The 16765-nt window shown below is 65.8% G+C and carries 17 protein-coding genes; 3 read left to right on the top strand and 14 right to left on the bottom strand.

The window, feature by feature from the left end:
• Nucleotides 1-383 precede the first annotated feature (383 nt).
• A complete protein-coding gene (locus tag CCZ28_RS24825; RefSeq protein WP_257787172.1) occupies nucleotides 384-512 on the top strand; it encodes a hypothetical protein in 129 nt (42 codons plus the stop codon).
• Between the two features lie 73 nt (nucleotides 513-585).
• Here the strand turns inward: CCZ28_RS24825 and CCZ28_RS06775 are convergent, their stop codons facing one another.
• From CCZ28_RS06775 to CCZ28_RS06755, 5 genes are all read right to left on the bottom strand, one after another.
• On the bottom strand, nucleotides 586-1350 hold the full coding sequence (locus tag CCZ28_RS06775; RefSeq protein WP_140217041.1) for an ABC transporter ATP-binding protein: 765 nt from the start codon (nucleotides 1348-1350) through the stop codon (nucleotides 586-588).
• Between the two features lie 34 nt (nucleotides 1351-1384).
• Entirely contained in the window at nucleotides 1385-2497 is a 1113-nt protein-coding gene (locus CCZ28_RS06770) for a succinylglutamate desuccinylase/aspartoacylase family protein (protein WP_140217039.1), read from the bottom strand.
• A gap of 37 nt (nucleotides 2498-2534) precedes the next feature.
• Complete coding sequence (locus tag CCZ28_RS06765; protein WP_058764095.1) at nucleotides 2535-3245, bottom strand: ABC transporter permease; 711 nt, start codon at nucleotides 3243-3245, stop codon at nucleotides 2535-2537.
• On the bottom strand, nucleotides 3242-3982 hold the full coding sequence (locus tag CCZ28_RS06760) for an ABC transporter permease (protein WP_140217038.1): 741 nt from the start codon (nucleotides 3980-3982) through the stop codon (nucleotides 3242-3244). Before CCZ28_RS06760 ends, CCZ28_RS06765 begins: the two co-directional genes overlap by 4 nt.
• Before the next feature lie 102 nt (nucleotides 3983-4084).
• Complete coding sequence (locus CCZ28_RS06755) at nucleotides 4085-4864, bottom strand: transporter substrate-binding domain-containing protein (protein WP_140217036.1); 780 nt, start codon at nucleotides 4862-4864, stop codon at nucleotides 4085-4087.
• Between the two features lie 382 nt (nucleotides 4865-5246).
• Between CCZ28_RS06755 and CCZ28_RS06750 the strand changes: the two genes are divergently transcribed.
• Nucleotides 5247-5663 carry a GNAT family N-acetyltransferase gene (locus tag CCZ28_RS06750; RefSeq protein WP_167509219.1) on the top strand — a complete coding sequence of 139 codons (417 nt, stop codon included), beginning with the start codon at nucleotides 5247-5249 and terminating at the stop codon, nucleotides 5661-5663.
• Nucleotides 5660-6157: a hypothetical protein gene (locus CCZ28_RS06745; RefSeq protein ID WP_140217032.1), complete on the top strand. Its 498-nt coding sequence runs from the start codon at nucleotides 5660-5662 to the stop codon at nucleotides 6155-6157. The genes CCZ28_RS06750 and CCZ28_RS06745 overlap by 4 nt, the downstream gene beginning before the upstream one ends.
• On the opposite strand, the gene CCZ28_RS06740 is transcribed toward CCZ28_RS06745, so the two are convergent.
• The 9 genes from CCZ28_RS06740 to CCZ28_RS06700 form a co-directional block, all read right to left on the bottom strand.
• Nucleotides 6100-7200: an FUSC family protein gene (locus tag CCZ28_RS06740; RefSeq protein ID WP_140217029.1), complete on the bottom strand. Its 1101-nt coding sequence runs from the start codon at nucleotides 7198-7200 to the stop codon at nucleotides 6100-6102. The genes CCZ28_RS06745 and CCZ28_RS06740 overlap by 58 nt on opposite strands.
• 3 nt (nucleotides 7201-7203) lie before the next feature.
• Nucleotides 7204-8925: an ATP-dependent DNA ligase gene (locus CCZ28_RS06735; RefSeq protein WP_140217027.1), complete on the bottom strand. Its 1722-nt coding sequence runs from the start codon at nucleotides 8923-8925 to the stop codon at nucleotides 7204-7206.
• Nucleotides 8922-9941 carry a ligase-associated DNA damage response exonuclease gene (locus CCZ28_RS06730; protein WP_140217025.1) on the bottom strand — a complete coding sequence of 340 codons (1020 nt, stop codon included), beginning with the start codon at nucleotides 9939-9941 and terminating at the stop codon, nucleotides 8922-8924. The genes CCZ28_RS06735 and CCZ28_RS06730 overlap by 4 nt, the downstream gene beginning before the upstream one ends.
• A 62-nt stretch (nucleotides 9942-10003) precedes the next feature.
• Complete coding sequence (locus CCZ28_RS06725) at nucleotides 10004-10774, bottom strand: ChbG/HpnK family deacetylase (RefSeq protein WP_140217024.1); 771 nt, start codon at nucleotides 10772-10774, stop codon at nucleotides 10004-10006.
• Nucleotides 10775-11890: a GNAT family N-acetyltransferase gene (locus CCZ28_RS06720; protein WP_140217022.1), complete on the bottom strand. Its 1116-nt coding sequence runs from the start codon at nucleotides 11888-11890 to the stop codon at nucleotides 10775-10777.
• On the bottom strand, nucleotides 11887-12567 hold the full coding sequence (locus tag CCZ28_RS06715) for a GNAT family N-acetyltransferase (protein WP_140217020.1): 681 nt from the start codon (nucleotides 12565-12567) through the stop codon (nucleotides 11887-11889). Before CCZ28_RS06715 ends, CCZ28_RS06720 begins: the two co-directional genes overlap by 4 nt.
• Entirely contained in the window at nucleotides 12564-14474 is a 1911-nt protein-coding gene (locus tag CCZ28_RS06710) for a hypothetical protein (RefSeq protein ID WP_140217018.1), read from the bottom strand. Before CCZ28_RS06710 ends, CCZ28_RS06715 begins: the two co-directional genes overlap by 4 nt.
• Nucleotides 14471-15772, bottom strand: coding sequence for a lipopolysaccharide biosynthesis protein (locus tag CCZ28_RS06705; RefSeq protein WP_140217016.1), 1302 nt, complete (start codon nucleotides 15770-15772; stop codon nucleotides 14471-14473). The genes CCZ28_RS06710 and CCZ28_RS06705 overlap by 4 nt, the downstream gene beginning before the upstream one ends.
• A complete protein-coding gene (locus tag CCZ28_RS06700) occupies nucleotides 15769-16764 on the bottom strand; it encodes a polysaccharide deacetylase family protein (RefSeq protein WP_140217014.1) in 996 nt (331 codons plus the stop codon). The genes CCZ28_RS06705 and CCZ28_RS06700 overlap by 4 nt, the downstream gene beginning before the upstream one ends.
• Nucleotide 16765: the final 1 nt, after the last annotated feature.

Here is a 16765-nt window from a genome sequence, read left to right as displayed (position 1 = left end):
ACCCTGATGACATCGTTGTTATAGGATGAAAAACAGCGGCTAACCCGTTATTGAACCTCGATGATAACGAACGATAACGTCCTTTTTTTACCATTCGTCAGGTTCTTGACCAGGGATTGAACTCGGAGTTCTAAAGCCTCTGGCGAATTTTGATATGGGTTTAGACAACAAAAGCGCTGTGCCGCCGTTACTGCTACCGGTGATGAACGCCAGTGTGCGGGGCACAAGGACATATTTATTGACAAAGGGCAGGGCTGTCGCGACGAACAACCGCAGGGTAGTGGATTGAATCGGACCGAAAAGACTCAATATTGTAGTGAGAGGGGCGTCTGGCACGCCCTGTCGCAGCTGTCCCGGATTGAGCGCTGGCTCGAGGAGGTTTCATGAACGACCGTATACAAGCCCTGGTGTTGGACCTGCTCGCCCGATTCGGTCTGGTGAAGGCTATCCCGGTTCCCAGCCGCGAGCGCGAGCGATTGGCGGCCCAGCGTCGTCGCGAGCAACGTCGCTAAGCGGCTGCCCTGGCACCGCGAACCGCAGGGCCTTAGGCTCTGCGGTTTTTTTGCTTAGATGAGGCACCTCTGACTATTTCAGATTGCCACTGAGGAACTGACGCAGCCGTTCGCTACGCGGACTTTGCAGTACCTGGCTCGGCGGACCTTCCTCTTCCACCACGCCCTGGTGCAGGAACAGCACCTGGGTCGATACTTCCCGTGCGAAGGCCATTTCGTGGGTCACCATCAGCATGGTACGGCCTTCTTCGGCCAGGGCGCGGATCACCTTGAGTACCTCGCCGACCAGTTCCGGGTCGAGCGCCGAGGTGGGTTCATCGAACAACATGATCTCCGGCTCCATCGCCAGCGCGCGGGCGATGGCGACTCGTTGCTGCTGACCGCCAGAAAGAAACGCCGGGTATTGTTCGGCGACGCGCGCCGGCAGGCCGACCTTGTCCAGATACTTGCGCGCGCGGTCTTCGGCTTCCGCCTTGCTCACGCCCAGGGCCTTGCGCGGCGCCAGGGTGATGTTGTCCAGCACGCTCAGATGGCTCCAGAGGTTGAAGTGCTGGAAGACCATGGCCAGGCGGGTACGCAGGTTCTGCAACTGGGCCGCGTCGGCGACGCGCACCGCACCGCGATCGGCGGCCATGCGGATGGTCTCGCCATCCAGGGTCATGGTCACTTCGTTGGGCTGTTCGAGGAAGTTGATGCAGCGCAGGAAGGTGCTCTTGCCCGAGCCGCTGGCGCCGATCAGGCTGACCACATCACCGGTCTTGGCCTTGAGCGAGACGCCCTTGAGCACTTCGTGGTCGCCGTAACGCTTGTGCAGGCCTTCGACGGTCAGTTTGTACATGGATAGGGATTCCACAGCTGAAAAGGGGTAGGGATCACGGCGAGAGCAGGTAGCCGCTACGGTAGGCCTCGGTGCCCGCCACGTGGGCGATCACCATGCCGGCCGTGGCCATGCGGCGATTGGAGCGCGCGTAGAGGATACCGGCGACCGCGCTACGGACCTCTTCCACCTGATCGCTGATGGGGTCGATGACGAGCGCCAGCACCTGGCCGACCTCGATCCGCTCGCCCACCTGGGCCTTGAGCACCAGCACGCCGCCCTGGCGGGTCGCCACCGGCTCCACGGCCGCCAGTGGCGTCGCGGGCTGGCGCAGCGGCGGCAAGGGCGCCGCCGTGCCGGCCAGGTAGCCCTGGTGGCGCAGGTACTCGAGGAGGGCCGCGGCATCCGCGCTGGCCAGTTCGTCACGGACGTCCAACTGACCGCGGAGCTCCAGGGTGACCGACAGGCTGCCCATCGGCAGGCGTTCGCCGAAGCGCTGGTTGAGATTCCACCAGAGCAGGGTGAAGCATTCGTCGAAGGACTGGCCGCCCGAGTCGGTAGCGAGCAGGCTGGCCTCCGAGCCGAAGTAGCGCGCCAGGGGCTCCACCTGGGGCCAGGCTTCCGGGGTGGTGTAGAGGTGCGCCACGGCATCGAAATCGCAGTGCAGATCGAGCACCACCTCGGCATCGCAGGCCAGGCGCTGCAGGGTCAGGCGCTGGCTGTCGAGCTGGCTGGTGGCGGTTTCCGCGGCCAGGGCGTTGCGGAAGGCTTCGCGCACCAGCGCCTGGTTGGCGGCCACGTCGTCACCGAGACGCTCGGCGATGGCCGCTTCCACCTGGGCGGTCATGTCGCGAAAGCGCCGGTTGAAATTCTGCCCGGTCTCCAGCTCGTAGCGACCCAGGTGCACGTCGGCCACCTGCTGGTCCTGGCCGATGGGGTTGGCCACCGGCACCAGGACCACCTCCGCCAGCAACTCGCCGGCGGCCTCCAGGGCCTTGAGGCGTTGCTTGAGGTGCCAGGCGGTGAGCATGCCGGGTAATTCGTCGGCGTGCAGCGAGGCCTGGATGTAGACCTTGCGACCACTTTCGGCAGGGCCGAAGTGGAAGCTGTGGATGCAGCGCTCGGTGCCCGGGACGGGGGCGACCAGCGCATGGGTGAGATGGCGCATCACTACTCCGGAGCCGCGCCGGGCGCGGCCGCTTGTATCAGTGGGTCGGGCCGAGGAAGGCCAGCCAGCGGCGCTCCGCGAGGCGGAACAGGCCGATGAGGATGAAGGACACCGTCAGGTACAGCAAGGCGGCCAGGCCGAACGACTGGAAGGTCAGGAAGGTCGCGGTATTGGCGTCGCGGGCGATCTTGAGCAGGTCCGGTACCGTGGCGGTGAACGCCAGGGTGGTGGAGTGCAGCATCATGATCACTTCGTTGCTGTAAAAGGGCAGCGAACGGCGCAGGGCCGACGGCAGGATGACATGCACGTACAGGCGCCAGCCGTCCAACCCGTAGGCCTTGGCCGCTTCCACCTCGCCGTGGGGGGTATTGCGGATGGCCCCGGCGAAGATCTCGGTGGTGTAGGCGCAGGTATTCAAGGCGAAGGCCAGGATGGTGCAGTTCAGGCCGTCACGGAAGAAGCTGCCCAGCAGCGGCTGGTCGCGCACGACGCTCAGGCTGTAGATGCCGGTGTAGCAGATCAGCAACTGCAGATAGAGCGGCGTACCGCGAAAGACGTAGGTATAGAAACCGATCGGCCAGCGCAACCAACGCCGTTCGGAGACCCGGGCCACCGACAGCGGGACCGAGACGATGAAGCCGATCGCCACCGAGGCCACCAGCAGCCAGAGGGTCATGGCCAGGCCGGTGATGTGGTAGCCATCGGTCCACAGCAGGGGTTTCCAGTATTGCTGCAGGAGTTCGATCATCGCTTGGCCTCCCGCACGCCGACGTGATAGCGCCGTTCCAGGGCGCCGAGGATGGCGTTGGTGAGGGCGGTGATGAGCAGATAGATGACGCCGGCGACGATCAGGAAATAGAACAGCTTGAAGGTGCCCTTGCCGGCTTCCTGGGCCGCGCGCACCAGATCGGCCAGGCCGATGATGGAGACCAGCGCGGTGGCCTTGAGCAGCACCTGCCAGTTGTTGCCGATGCCGGGCAGGGCGAATCTCATCATCTGCGGAAAGGTGATCAGGGTGAAGGTCTGCCAGCGGGTCAGGCCGTAGGCCAGCGCAGCCTCGCCCTGGCCGCGCGGCACGGCGAGGATGGCGCCCCGGAAGGTTTCGGTGAAGTAGGCACCGTAGATGAAGCCGAGGGTGGCGATACCGGCGGCCATGGGATCGATGTCGATGTAGTCCCAGCCCAGGTAGTCGGTCAGGGCGCCCAGCCAGTTCTGCAGGCTGTAGAAGATCAGCAGCATCAGGACCAGGTCCGGTACGCCGCGAATGAGGGTGGTGTAGCTCTGCGCGATGAAGCGCAGCGGCGCCAGGCGCGACAGCTTGGCGGAGGCGCCGAGCAGACCGAGGATGACCGCTACCACCAGGGCGAAGCCGGCGAGTTGAAGGGTCGTCAGGGTGCCTTCCAGGATCAGCGGGCCGTAGCCATGCAGGCTGAGCGTGCCCAGTCCGATGGACTGCAAGAAGGAGTCGAAGGAATTCTGCTGCATGCGTCGAGAGGGAATCGCCTGGTTGGACCTTGGCCGCCGGGGTTGCCGGCGGTCATATGTAAAACGCCCCCGGCGGCACCGGAGGCGTTGGCCGAGCGAGCTTTACTTGGGATCGTAGAGGTTCAGGTCGCCGAAGTACTTCTTCTGGATCTTGTCGTAGGTGCCGTCGGCGTGGATGGCCGCGATGCCCTTGTTGACGAAGGTCTTGAACTCGTCATTGCCCTTGCGGATGCCGATGGCGGTATCAGCCGGCAGCAGATCGTCGTGGATCGGGGTGTTGACGAAGCCCTTGGCTTCGGGCGACTTCATGAAGCCGTCCTGCGCCTGCAGCATGTCCTGCATGGCGACGTCGATACGACCCGATACCAGGTCGGCGTAGACCTGATCCTGGTTCTGGTAGCTCTTGACGTTGACGCCGTTGGGCGCCAGCTTCTGCTTGGCGAAGGTTTCCTGGATGGTGCCCTGCTGGACGCCAACGGTCTTGCCCTTCAGGCTTTCCGCGGTGGCCTGCAGGTTGGAGCCTTCCTTGGTGACCATGGAGGAGGGGCCCGACCACATCAGGTCGGAGAAATCGATCTGCTCGGCACGGGCCGGGGTCTTGGTCAGGGAGGACAGGATGCCGTCGAACTTGCGCGCGCGCAGGCCGGGAATCAGGCCGTCGAAGTCACTCACTATCCACTTGCACTGGACCTTGAGCTTTTCGCAGATGGCGTTGCCCAGCTCGATGTCGAAGCCGACGAAGCTGCCATCGGCCGCCTGGGACTCGAAGGGCGGGTAGGTGGTATCCACACCGAAACGGATCTCTTTCCATTCCTTGGCCATCGCCGAACCGGCGGCCAGGCACAGGGCGAGCGCAGAGAGAGTCAGCCAGCTTTTTTTCATGTCGGATCCTAATGCGAATGTGGATGAAATCATGGCGCCATTACGACACCCGTGCCCTCGCGGGAGCAATAAGCTTACCAGTCGGCGAAGATCGTCCCAAATCTGTACGCGTTTGCCGCGTTAGTTACATCCGGTAGCAGCCGCCGTCACGAAGCGGCGCGCATTATGCACTGGAAGGGCGCGGCTTTCCTGCATGGTGCAGACGAATGCACTGGTTTGGGTCGAAAAAGGCGCAGTCGCATCATCAATGGGCAAAAAGGTAGCAGAGGATTCCGCTGACCGCAGAGGCTGAACCCGAGCGGTAGCAATCGTGGAGCAGTGCTGTGTGCAAAGGAAACGGGAGCAGGTCAGGATGACAGTGAGCGCAGGTGGCAAACCAGATATGGCGTACGACATCCTCGTAGCGACGCCGGTGCAGGCGGATGCGGTGGAACAGGGCTTCGCGGCCTTCGTGAGCGCCCAGCATCCAGGGCTGGCGGACGAATCGGCCGACGTACCCGTGCGCCTGGTGATCAGCGATACGACGGGGGTAATCGCCGGACTGCTGGGCAAGGTGTTCTGGCAGGGGCTGGAAATCGAGGTGCTCTGGGTCGCCGAAACCCATCGCGGCTGCGGGCTGGGCCAGCGGCTGTTGCAACGGGCGGAAGCCGAGGCCCGCGCCCTGGGCGCCACGGTGGCCTACCTGCGCACGGCCCAGGCGGCTGGCTTCTACAAGCGCTGCGGCTATCGACACTGCGGCTACCTGCCGCGGCCGCTGGGTACTGGTCTGCACAGTTTCTACAAGGAGTTGGTCGATTGACCGGGCAAGCGTGGGGTGGCCAGGCGCTGCGCCTGGCTGTCCTGGTGGCTGTGGCCGCGCTCTATGGTGCCCTGCACGATCAACTGAGTTATGCCCTTGGCCCGGAATACTTCACCTGCCTGAAGTTTGCGCAATTCGGCCTGCTCGACGAAGAGATCGCGCCGCGCTGGCGGGCGGCCCAGGTGGGGCTGTTGGCTGGGGCTGCGGCGGGCTTGCCGCTGGGGCTGGCACTGCTGGGGTGGGTGCGCAATAGAAGTGGCCTGGGCAATCTGCTCTGGCGGGGTGCGGCAGCCGTATTGCTGGGCGCTATGAGCCTGGCGGTCGTTGGCCTGTTACTCGGCTGGCTGGCATTGGAATTCGGCCACGCTCAGCGCGTGCCCGCCTGCGTTCAGGACGTCCGGGGTTTTCTGCTGGCGGCCTGGATGCACGATGGCAGCTACTTGGGTGCCTTGCTGGGGTTATTGGCGTTCTGCTGGCGCAGCCGTCGCCGGTGAAGGCCGGGTAGGAGCCGCTCGATGCCCGCTTCGAGGGCGAGGAACGCCAGGGCCACGCCGCCACCGAGCAGGGTGCTGCCGAAGCGTTCGAGGGCGATGCTGGTTTCGGGTGCCCCTGCCAGCGCGACCATGAGGACCGTGGTGGCGGTGATGAAGATCGTTTGCAGCGAGTAGCGACCGTCCTGCAGCAGATAGGCACCGAGCGCGCTGAGCAGACAACCGCTGGCCAATACGCTGGCTGTGTTGTCGAGCCAGACCAAGGCGCTGGCCAGCAGGCAACCCGCCAGGGTACCGCCGAGTCGGCCCAGGGCGCGCCGCCAGGTGTCGCTGAACCGCGGTTTCAGCACCAGCAGCGCGGTCATCGGCGCCCAGTAGCCGTGACCGTAGTCGAGCAGATCGGTCAATGCCTGGCAGAGGGCGACCACGGCGGCGGCGTAGAAGCCGTAGCGCCCGAGGCGGAATTTGTCTTCGAACAGCAGCACCACCTCGTGCAGGTGGGCCTTGAGCGAGCCGGTGCGCAGGCGCCATTGGGAACGGTAGAGGGCCTTCTGCAGCAGGGCGAAGAGCAGTACTTGCCAGAGGCCGCCCGCGAGCACCAGTCCGCTGCGCAGCAGGGCCTGGTGCATATCACCGGGAAAACCGCCGGCCACCAGCAAGGCCACGGTCCATTGCTGGGTGATCCACCAGGGCCCGTTACCGACCGCGAATAGCCAGGCGCAGCAGGCCGCCCAGAGTGCCCCGGCCAGGACCAAGGCCGGTGGATAGTGGCCGAGCAGGGAGCCGACCGCCGCGGAAAAGGCCATGCCCAGGACCGCCACCAGCATGGGTGCCAGGGGTTCGGCGGCAAAGCTCTTGTAGGCACCGAAGCCGACCGTGTAGGCGCCGCCCAGGGCCACGACGCAGGGTAGCCAGGCGCCCGTCAGCAAGCCGGTGAGCAGGATGGTCGCCAGCGCCGGCAAGCAGACGAGTGCCAGTGTCCAGCGCGGTTCCTGGGGCGCGCCCAGGGCGCCATCGGTAACGGGCGGTGGCCTGTCGTCTGCCATGGGCTAGGCCAGCAGGTTCTGCAGGATGTCCAGGGTGTCCGCTTCGGCCACCGGCTTGTCATGGCGCCAGCGCAGCATGCGCGGAAAGCGCACGGCGACGCCACTCTTGTGGCGCTTGGACAGGGCGATGCCCTCGAAGCCCAGCTCGAACACCAGGGTCGGCTCGACGCTACGCACCGGACCGAACTTCTCCACCGTGGTCCGCCGCACGATGGCGTCGACCTTGCGCATTTCCTCGTCGGTAAGACCCGAGTAGGCCTTGGCGAAGGGCACCAGGGTTCGCTCGGAGCTGTCCGGCGGGCCATCCCAGACGGCGAAGGTGTAGTCGGAATAGAGGCTGGCGCGCCGCCCATGGCCGCGCTGGGCATAGATGAGCACCGCATCCACCGAGAAGGGATCGACCTTCCACTTCCACCAGGTACCCATGTCCTTGGTGCGGCCGACGCCATAGAGGGAGTCGCGCGCCTTGAGCATCATGCCTTCCACGCCCAGGGTGCGGGAGGCTTCGCGCTGGCGGGCGAGGTCCTGCCAGTCGCGGCCGTGCAGCAATGGCGAGGGTCTCAGCAGCGGGCTGGCGCAATGGGCCACCAGGCTTTCCAATTGGGCGCGGCGCTGCCGTTGCGGCTGGCTACGCAGGTCATGGCCCTGCCATTCCAGCAGGTCATAGGCGAGCAGGATGACCGGCACGTCTTCAAGGATCTTCTTGCCCAGGGTCTTGCGCCCGATGCGCTGCTGCAGCAGGGCGAAGGGCTGCACGCCGAAGGGGATGGGCGCGGCCGGATCGCGGCCGTCCTGGTGTTCGCTCACTTCCTCGCTGCTGAGCAGGGTGTCGGGTGCGGCGTCTTCCTTCCAGACCACGATCTCGCCGTCGATCACCGTGCCGTCCGGCAGCAGGGCCGCCAGGGGATGTAATTCGGGAAAGCGATCGGTGACCAGGTCCTCGCCCCGCGACCAGATCCACAGGCGGCCATCGCGCTTGACCAACTGGGCGCGGATGCCGTCCCACTTCCACTCCACCTGCCAGTCCTCGGCCGGCCCCAGTTGCGCCTCGAATTGCTCCACCGGCAGTTGCAGGGCATGGGCGAGAAAGAAGGGATAGGGCTGGCCGCCGCGCTGGGCATGTTCGTCCGGGCTTTCCGCGGCGATCAGGCGCGCATAGCCCTCGGCGGTGGGGCGGTGGGAGAGATCGGTATAGCCCACCAGGCGCTGGGCGACCCGCTTGGGATCGAGGTCGGCCAGGGTGGCCAGGGCACGGGTCACCAGCAGCTTGGAGACGCCGACGCGGAATTCGCCGGTGATCAGCTTGATGCAGACCATCAGGCTCTGGCGATCCAGTTGGCCCCAGAGCGGCGGCAGGCGCTCGGCCAGCGCTTCCGGCGGCAGGCCGCGTAACGGCAGCAGGTATTCTTCGAGCCAGAACGCCAGCCCTTCGGCATTGGCGGTATCGGCGGTGGGAATCAGCAGCGCCATGGTCTCGGCCAGGTCGCCCACCGCCTGGTAGCTTTCTTCGAACAACCATTCAGGCAGCCCGGAAAGGGCCATGGTCAATTCGCGCAGCTGTCGCGTCGGCACCAGGCGCCGTGGGCGACCGCCAGCGAGAAAGTACACCGCCCAGGCGGCATCGGCGGCTGGGGCGCTGCCGAAGTAGTCCACCAGCGCGGCCAGCTTGGCGTTGCTGGAGGTGGTGGCGTCGAGACGGCCATAGAGTTCGGCGAAGGCCTTCATGCCTGGGCCTCCGTGGCAACGGGGGTGTCGTCTTCCTCACCGTATTCGGTGGTGAAGCCCTGAGCGTCCAGACCTTGGTCGCGTAGATAGCGCACCAGGGTGGCGACCGAGCCGTGGGTGACCATCACTCGTTCGGCGCCGGTCTGCTCGATGGCCCACAGCAGGCCCGGCCAGTCGGCGTGGTCGGACAGCACGAAGCCGCGATCCACGCCGCGGCGGCGGCGGGTGCCACGCAGCATCATCCAGCCACTGGCGAAGGCGTCGCTGTGTTCGCCGAAGCGGCGGATCCAGGTACTGCCGCCGGCCGAGGGCGGGGCGATGATCAGCGCCTGGCGCAGCAGCGGATCGCTTTTCTTGAAGTCGCCGGCGTAGTGGGTCTCGGGTATGCGGATACCGGCGTCGCGATAGACCCGGTTGAGCGGCTCCACCGCACCATGGGCGAGGATGGGCCCTATCTCCGGATCTATACCGTGCAGCAACCGTTGCGCCTTGCCGAAGGCATAGCTGTAGAGCACGCTGGCCAGCCCCTGGGCCTGGTTGGCCCGCCACCAGGCATTGACCTCGGCGAAGATCTCGCTTTGTGGCCGCCAGCGATAGATCGGTAGGCCGAAGGTGGATTCGGTAATGAAGGTATGGCAGCGCACCGGCTCGAAGGGGGTGCAGGTACCGTCGGGCTCGACCTTGTAGTCGCCCGAGGCCACCCAGACCTCGCCGCGGTATTCCAGGCGCACCTGGGCCGAGCCCAGCACATGGCCGGCTGGATGGAAGCTCAGCTTCACGCCGTGATGGTCGATGACCTCGCCGTAGTCCAGCGTCTGCAGGTTGATGTCGGCGCCCAGGCGCGCGCGCAGGATACCGGCGCTGGCCGAGGTCGCCAGATAGTGACCGTTGCCCACCCGGGCATGATCGCCATGACCATGGGTGATGACCGAACGCTCCACCGGATGCCAGGGGTCGATGTAGAAATCACCGGGCGGGCAGTAGAGACCGTCCGGGCGGGCGATGACGAGGTCCATGGGGCGACTCTGCAGGGCTTCTCCCATAGGAGCGGTAGCGAGGCGCCGGAGTTCGCCCTTGGCTAGGGAGACAGCGCGCCGAGCTCCGCATGGCCGAGGCGCTGATAACCTGCCAACCTCCGATCGAGCAGCGCCACCAGGGAGAGGTCGTCGTCGAGATAGACGTCACCGAAGTCGCCATCGGCCAGCAAGGTCGGGTGGGCGATCACCTCGACCGGTCCCCGGGTGCCCAGCAAATCGTCCTGGAGATCCCGGGGCGTGCAGGTGAAGGCGATGCTGCTCGGCGCGCGTGCTGCCAGGCGGCGGTTGATCAGGCGCTTGTATAGCCGTTTCAATGGCCCAAGGTTGCGCCCCAGATTGCGGGCCTGGCGTACCGGTACGCCATGGCTCGCGGCGAAGTCGGCAACCAGGCCGGCCAGGGCCCAGCGATTGTGTACGTGCTGGTGGGAATCCAGATGGCTGGGCGTCACGCCGTGTGCCAGGCAGCGGTCCCATTGGGCCGCCAGTTCCTCCCGCACCGCCTGGCGTTCGCGCGCCCTCAGCACGGGCAACCAGAACGGCAGGCGTAGCTGGAATTGACCTTCGTGGTTGCAGAAGCGTGGGCAGTCACGCAATGCCTGGGTCAGGGGGCTGCCGTAGGTCAGATTCAGATGCAGGCCTATGCGCCCCTGCAGGTGATGCGCCGCGATCGCCTGGCAGGCTTCGACGAAGGCGGGCATGTTGGCCATCAGGGTTGCGGAGCTGATGACACCCCGGTGGAAGGCGGCTAGGATGATTCGATTCTCTTCCAGCGACAGCCCGAAGTCATCGGCATTGACGATGGCGTAGCGCATTCAGGCCTCCGGTGTCTTGGCGCGCGTGCGGAGGCGGTGCCGTACGCGCTTGAACAGTTGCCAGCCGCTGGTGAGCAGGGCCAGGAGAAGGCCCTTGGCGCTTCGGCTGTAGAGACTCCAACGCCAGTGCTCGCAGCTGTCGGTCTGGCGCTCGTGCAGTTGGTGACTGGAGTTGTGCAGGCTCACCCGTGAAGCGTCGACCCACTCCCAGTCGGCCTCCAGCCCCCAGCGCAGCCATTCGTCCAGTAGCAGTCGACCGCTGCCCAGGGCCGCGTAGTCCGGATGGAAGGCGAGGTTGTAGTCGTACAGGCGACCGTCTTGCAGGAAGCCGAGTCGATAGCTGAGGCAGTTGCCCTGATGCTCCAGTAGTAGCACGCGCAAGCGGTCCTCGTCGGCGAGTCCGGAGAGGGCTGCTGTCATCCAGCGTTGCCGTAGGTGGCCGGAAAAGATGCCGACGCCGTCCGTACCTTTCCAGCTCAGCGCCTCGACCTCTTGCAGGCGTTCGGCTAGTGCTGGCCAGGTGTCAGCGGTCGGCGCGACGCGCTGGACCCTGGCGCCCAGTTCTTCGCAGCGGCGTCTGGCCCGGCGCAGTTTGTAGCGCACGGGGCCTGAGGGTTCTGCGGCATCTTGCGGCTGGATGCGGTGAACGGGCACCCGGCAATTGAGGCGTATCCGGGCTTGGGCCGCCGACGCCTGCCAGAGCTTGAAGATCGGCTCGTCCACCACTGTCAGCTCATCGAGTTCGAGCAGGTCGTGGGGCAGATGTCTCCGGATTTCGGCATAGGCGGCCCGTGTCGCGTCGGGGACTGTTGGATCCAGCGCCAGGGCCAGGCGATCACTGAGCGGATAGCCCAGATGGCGCAGGATTGTCCACCGGATACCCAGGCGCTTTTCCCGCTGCCTTACCAGCGGCAGGCATCCCACCAGCCGCTCCCCTTGCCATATCTGCAGGATCTGCAGCTCGGCTCCGGGCGGTAAGGCCACCGCCGCACCCTGCAACCAGGAGAGGCGGTTGAAGGGGGTGGCATGGGGTAGGCGCCCTAACAGCTCCTCATAGGCCGCAGGTGATAGGTCAGCAGGAGCGAGGGTGCGGCTCCAATGGCAGCGGATGGTCATGTTTCCGAGCGCTCGGCGGATAGGCGCCCTGCACGTCGCACGTGTGCGAGGGAAGGAACCTGGTAGCGCCGCCAGCGATGATAGTGGAGGCAGCCGAACAGGCAAAAGACCTGGACTTCCTGGCCCAGCTCCTGGAAATCCAGGCCGACATGCAGCTTTAGTGCTGGCAGGTTGCGCCGGTTGACCAAGGCTCGCGTCCGCGTCATGCCCCTTTGGCGTTGTGCTCGCCAGACGCCGTCCAGCAAGACCACTACGGCTCCGGTTCGACGATAGGCTGGCGCGATTTCTCCGGCGAACTGGTAGACACAGGCGGTTGGTACAGGCACGAGGCAGCGATAGAGTTGATCGTCGTAGTAGTCCTTGTCGGTGACCCACGTCATGCCAGCGACCTGGTCCTGGGGGGTCAGGATCGCATAGCCGATATAGCCCCCTTCCATCAGCGCCGTGAGATTGTCGCCGTAATGGTTGAATTCCTCGCTTACGGCGGGCAACAGGTCGGGGGTTATCTCCACTACCCGAAGGTCCTGACGGCGGCGGTGCTCCTTGGGTGGTACCAGGTCACGCTCGAGCAGCACGACCGTCCAGCAATAGCAGCCGAGGCGTTCACCCAGCACGCGCAGACTGCCGAGTAGGCCTTTACGGCGCAGGCGAGAGAAGAACTCCAGTAGCCTAGTCACGGGGTACTCCAGTCGAGCGAGAAGAGGGCGTTCGGCGGTAGCTCGAAGGTCAAACGCTCCGCCGTGCAGGAAACGGCGGACCGCTGCGGACCTTCTGGCAGCAACAGTTCCAACGTAGCGCTGGTGCAATGGGGAGGGGCAGGGGCCAGGGTCACCTGTTGTAGACGCTGCGCCTTGTTCACCCCGACGATGCCCTGCCGATGTGGGACACTCATGGCCAAGGCATCCACCTCGAAGGCGTCGTTGTCCAGGCCCACCACCCGCTCCAGCCAGTGTTGCCGGACGAAGGTCCAGGCCCGACCGATCGGTTTGGCCGCGAAACTGGTGCCGGTGTTGTGCCAGAGGCCCTTGGGATAGTCATCCTCGTCGGCGAGCTGGAACCAGCTGACCAGGCTCAGCAAGCCATCCTGGCCGCTGGCGATGGCGACCGCTGCCCACCACTGGGCGGCGTACCAGGTGTCCTGCTCGTAGGGGCTCAGGCTGTCGCCGCTGGAGATATTGGTCTGGTCGAGCAGCAGGGCCTTGCGTGGGCGACCCTGGTCGTCCCGGCCGACGAGCTCCGCCGCAGCCTGAATCTCGTCCCGATAGCGGCGGGTGGCGAGGAGGTCACGGAGCATCCACCGGTGCCAGGCGATGGCATCGATGTCGGGGCCATGCTCTTTGAGCAGCGACCGGGCCCAATCCAGGCCACGGCGGCTGGCGGCATCGTCGCAAAAGGGACCGTTGATGAATTGCGCGCTGGCCGGCATGGCGATGCGCACTCCGACCGCGTGCGCCCAGGGTATCGCCTTGACCTGGCTCAGCATGGCGCCGAAGTAGCGGGAAAAGGCCGCATAGCTGGGATAGTTGAGATTGGGTTCGTCGGCGAAGCTGAGATAGTGCAGGCCACCCTTTAGGGCGCGCGTGTCTTCCAACCATCTCGTCAGGGCGAGCCCGGTCTGTGGATCGGCCTCCAACACGGCTTGCCGGCCTGAAGAGGCGAGCAGGGTGACGTCGAAATCCAGACCGAAGCGCTGGCGATAGTCCTGGCGTACCTCTAGCTCTCGCTGAGGTGCGCGGTTGAGGACATCGGCGAAGCTATACAGGCCCGCGCCTTGAACCCCTAGATCGGCGAAGTCCTTACGCAAGGGGGGTGGTATCTGAGCATAGGGCAAGCCAACGCCCAGGCGAGGCGTGGGGCCGGGAGAGTCCTGACGCAGGCGTAAATCGACCTGACCAGGTGCCTGCTGCAACGGGTGCAGCTGGGCCGGGTCCTGAGCGAAGAGATTGGCGGTGCCATCCAGCCAGAAGGAGACCTTGCCGGAGCCGATCAATCGCAATTTGAAGACCCGATCCTGGGCGGCAACCGGGAGTTCGAGCCGGTCGAAGTCGCGGTAGCGCGCATGGCGCTGCAGTGGCAGGCGCGCGCCGGTCACACCGTTCTGCGGCTGGACCACCAATGCCTCGACGCCGCCCTGGTATTTGCCATTCAGCACGGCGTGCTCGCCCGCGCCGACCTTGAAGTACAGTTCGACACCGGGTGCGACATCGGCGGTCAGATGCAACTTCGCCGGCTCGAACTGCGCCTTGGTGGCGGCGTCGTGGGTAAGGCGGTAATTGCGAAAGCTATAGCCCGGCACATCGAAGCGATAATCCAGCGGACTGGCGGGGAGGGCCAGCCGAGCCGAGCCACGGGTCTGGTCGGCGGCGATATCCAGTTGCTGCTGCAGGTGGCCAGACCCATCCAGCAGATAGAGCTGCTCGCGATTGGCCGCTGCCTGCCAGGCCGGCCGCCAGTCGACCGTCAAGGCATCGCCCGTGGCGGTCTGCAGATAGAGGTTCCCGGAGCGCAGCTCCTGCCAGGACATCGACGCCGCCTGGGCGCCGCCCAGCCACAGGGCCAGGCTACTCAGCAACAAGGCTTTCATCCGGTTCTCCGTTCGCGCCATAGCCGACGCAGCAGGTGCAGATCGCTCGGTAATAGCAACAACGTCCGCTGCCAAGGGGTATGGCTCAGGCGGCAGAACAGCACCAGCATGCCCAGCGTGGCGAGCAGATAGGCGAGCGAGGAGGCCAGGCCCGCGCCGACGATGCCCAGGCGCGGGATGAGCACCAGGTTGACGGCCAGATTGAGTAGCGCCGCCAACCCCAGCAGCAGGGACAGGCGTCCGGGGTGCCCCTTGCCCAGCAGGTCGAGCCGCAGGATGCTGGCGTAGCACAGGGCGAACACCCCGGGCAGCAGGGCTAGCAAGGCGGGATAGGCCGGTAGATAGGCCGCCCCGAACAGCAACCGGATCAGGACCTCGCCTAGCGCCGCCAGGACCAGACAGGCCAGCAGCATCACACTGGCGGTCAGGCGCAACGCCAGTGGGGTAAGGGTCTCGATTCCCTGCTCCTGTTGCAGCAGGCGCTTCATCAAGGGCGTGGTCACGGCTTCCGGCACGATCAGCAGCAATTCCACGGCGGCCGTGGCCATAGCGTACTGACCGACCGCGCTGCTGCCCAGCAGGCTGGCGATAAGCAGGTAGTCGGCGCGCAGCAGGAGCTGCCGGAACAGCACGTCGGGATGGCTACGTCCGCTGAAGCTGAGCAGCTCCCGGGCGCTGCCCGGCTGCCAGCGTGGCCGCGCTGCGCCGCTCCGGGTCAGCCAGGCCCAGCCCACCAGCGCCACCACCGACAGACCGAGCAGCCAACTGGCCAACGCTGCCAGGAGCGGCTGATCGCGCCATACCAGCCACAGCGCCAGTAGCAAGATCAGCGGTAAGCTGGATTCGAGTAGGCGCAGGCTGTTGAAGGCCGTTACGCCACCGCTGGCATTGTGCAGGGTCAGCAGGCCGCCTTTGAGCACCGTCAAGGGGGTCGCCAGGAGCAGTAGCCAGATCGTCAGGCCGAGTTGCCTGACCACATCGAGTTCCAGGCCGAAGTGACGCAGGAGGACGATGCCGACCAGGGTCGCCCCGGTGGCGAGCAGGCAGCCGAAGACCAGCAGTTGGCTGAGCAGCAAGCCGAGACAGCGTTGCTGGGCGGCCTGGACCCCGATGGCAGTGTTCAGGCCGCCACTGGTGGCCGCGGCGATCAGGTCCGGCAGGGAGTTGAGCAGGGCGAAAAGGCCCCGATCCGCCGGGCCCAGCAGCCGGGCCAACAGAACGTTACGGGCCAGGCGCAAGATGATGCTGGCCAGCCGGGTCGCCAGGCTGAACAGCAGGTCAGCGCGATAGCCCTTCATTGCCGGGCCGCCTTGAGCAGGCGCCAGCCAAAGCGCCCCGGACGCTGGGCCGTGACCTGGCCGACGTCGATCCGCGGCAATGCCAGGGGAGGGCTGTGCGGTCTCACCAGGCCGGGCGCCGTGCCCAGGGCGAAGCGATAGCCCAACTGGGAAATCGCCTCCCGTACCCTGGCGTCGTGGTCGCCATTGGGATAGCAGTAGATCGGCAAAGGCTGAGCGCATTCCGTGGCCAGGGTTTGCTGGGAGCGGCGCAGATCGAGCTGGGCGGCGGCGGGTGTCAGTTGGGTGAGGATGGCATGCGCCGCGCCATGGGGCCCGAAGCGCACCAGTCCCGACCGCTCCAGCAGGCGCACCTGTTCCCAGTCCAGGCCATGGGGCTGGGCGGAGGGTGGACACAGGGCTGCCAATTCATCCAGCCGCGCGGGGGGCAGCTGCTTGAGCTGCGCCAGGTAGTTGCCTAGCAGCAGGCTACGGGTCTGGCTGGGATCTGTTTGCAGGAGTCGCGCGGGAGCCCTGAGGTCGAGTTCGGCGAGCCGTGCGAGCAAGGGGCTGGCGGCATGGCTAGCGGGCGCTTGCCAGAGCAATTCGCCGATGGCCTCCCACCAGAACGGCTTGCCGCTGCCGATGTGATCGGTCGACAGGAAGATGCTGGCAGGCAGCGAGTGCTGGCGCAGCAGCGGAAAGGCGAGCTCGGCGTTGTCGCGCCAGCCATCGTCGAAGGTGAGGGCGAGGCGGGGGCGTCGGCCAACGCCCGGTTGCAGCAGCTCTTCCAGGGGCACGCAGTCGAAATGCATGCCGATCCAGTCCAGCAGGCGGGCGAAGGTGGGTAGGCCCAGGCACAGCGCCGCGCGATGCGGCGGACTGGCCAGCGGGTCGTCGGCCACCACCCGGTGCAGCATGAGAATGGTGCCGGACGCGCGGAGCTGTCGACGGGCCAGGGTCGCCAGATAGAGCCCGCCGATCAATTGCTTGAGCAATGCCTGGGGAATCATG

Source organism: Pseudomonas oryzihabitans (genome assembly GCF_006384975.1).
Taxonomy (GTDB): Bacteria; Pseudomonadota; Gammaproteobacteria; order Pseudomonadales; family Pseudomonadaceae; genus Chryseomonas; species Chryseomonas psychrotolerans_B.
The sequence above is the reverse complement of the archived record's forward strand: the minus strand, read 5'-3'. Positions and strand labels throughout refer to the sequence as shown.

Excerpts from the sequence above, each read along its gene's own strand:
- CCZ28_RS06740 (WP_140217029.1), bottom strand. The coding sequence starts at position 7,200 with ATGGCAGACGACAGGCCACCGCCCGTTACCGATGGCGCCCTGGGCGCG.
- CCZ28_RS06735 (WP_140217027.1), bottom strand. The coding sequence starts at position 8,925 with ATGAAGGCCTTCGCCGAACTCTATGGCCGTCTCGACGCCACCACCTCC.
- CCZ28_RS06755 (WP_140217036.1), bottom strand. The coding sequence starts at position 4,864 with ATGAAAAAAAGCTGGCTGACTCTCTCTGCGCTCGCCCTGTGCCTGGCC.
- CCZ28_RS06710 (WP_140217018.1), bottom strand. The coding sequence starts at position 14,474 with ATGAAAGCCTTGTTGCTGAGTAGCCTGGCCCTGTGGCTGGGCGGCGCC.
- CCZ28_RS06760 (WP_140217038.1), bottom strand. The coding sequence starts at position 3,982 with ATGCAGCAGAATTCCTTCGACTCCTTCTTGCAGTCCATCGGACTGGGC.
- CCZ28_RS06725 (WP_140217024.1), bottom strand. The coding sequence starts at position 10,774 with ATGCGCTACGCCATCGTCAATGCCGATGACTTCGGGCTGTCGCTGGAA.
- CCZ28_RS06730 (WP_140217025.1), bottom strand. The coding sequence starts at position 9,941 with ATGGACCTCGTCATCGCCCGCCCGGACGGTCTCTACTGCCCGCCCGGT.
- CCZ28_RS06700 (WP_140217014.1), bottom strand. The coding sequence starts at position 16,764 with ATGATTCCCCAGGCATTGCTCAAGCAATTGATCGGCGGGCTCTATCTG.
- CCZ28_RS06720 (WP_140217022.1), bottom strand. The coding sequence starts at position 11,890 with ATGACCATCCGCTGCCATTGGAGCCGCACCCTCGCTCCTGCTGACCTA.
- CCZ28_RS06765 (WP_058764095.1), bottom strand. The coding sequence starts at position 3,245 with ATGATCGAACTCCTGCAGCAATACTGGAAACCCCTGCTGTGGACCGAT.
- CCZ28_RS06770 (WP_140217039.1), bottom strand. The coding sequence starts at position 2,497 with ATGCGCCATCTCACCCATGCGCTGGTCGCCCCCGTCCCGGGCACCGAG.
- CCZ28_RS06775 (WP_140217041.1), bottom strand. The coding sequence starts at position 1,350 with ATGTACAAACTGACCGTCGAAGGCCTGCACAAGCGTTACGGCGACCAC.
- CCZ28_RS06705 (WP_140217016.1), bottom strand. The coding sequence starts at position 15,772 with ATGAAGGGCTATCGCGCTGACCTGCTGTTCAGCCTGGCGACCCGGCTG.
- CCZ28_RS24825 (WP_257787172.1), top strand. The coding sequence starts at position 384 with ATGAACGACCGTATACAAGCCCTGGTGTTGGACCTGCTCGCCCGATTC.
- CCZ28_RS06750 (WP_167509219.1), top strand. The coding sequence starts at position 5,247 with ATGGCGTACGACATCCTCGTAGCGACGCCGGTGCAGGCGGATGCGGTG.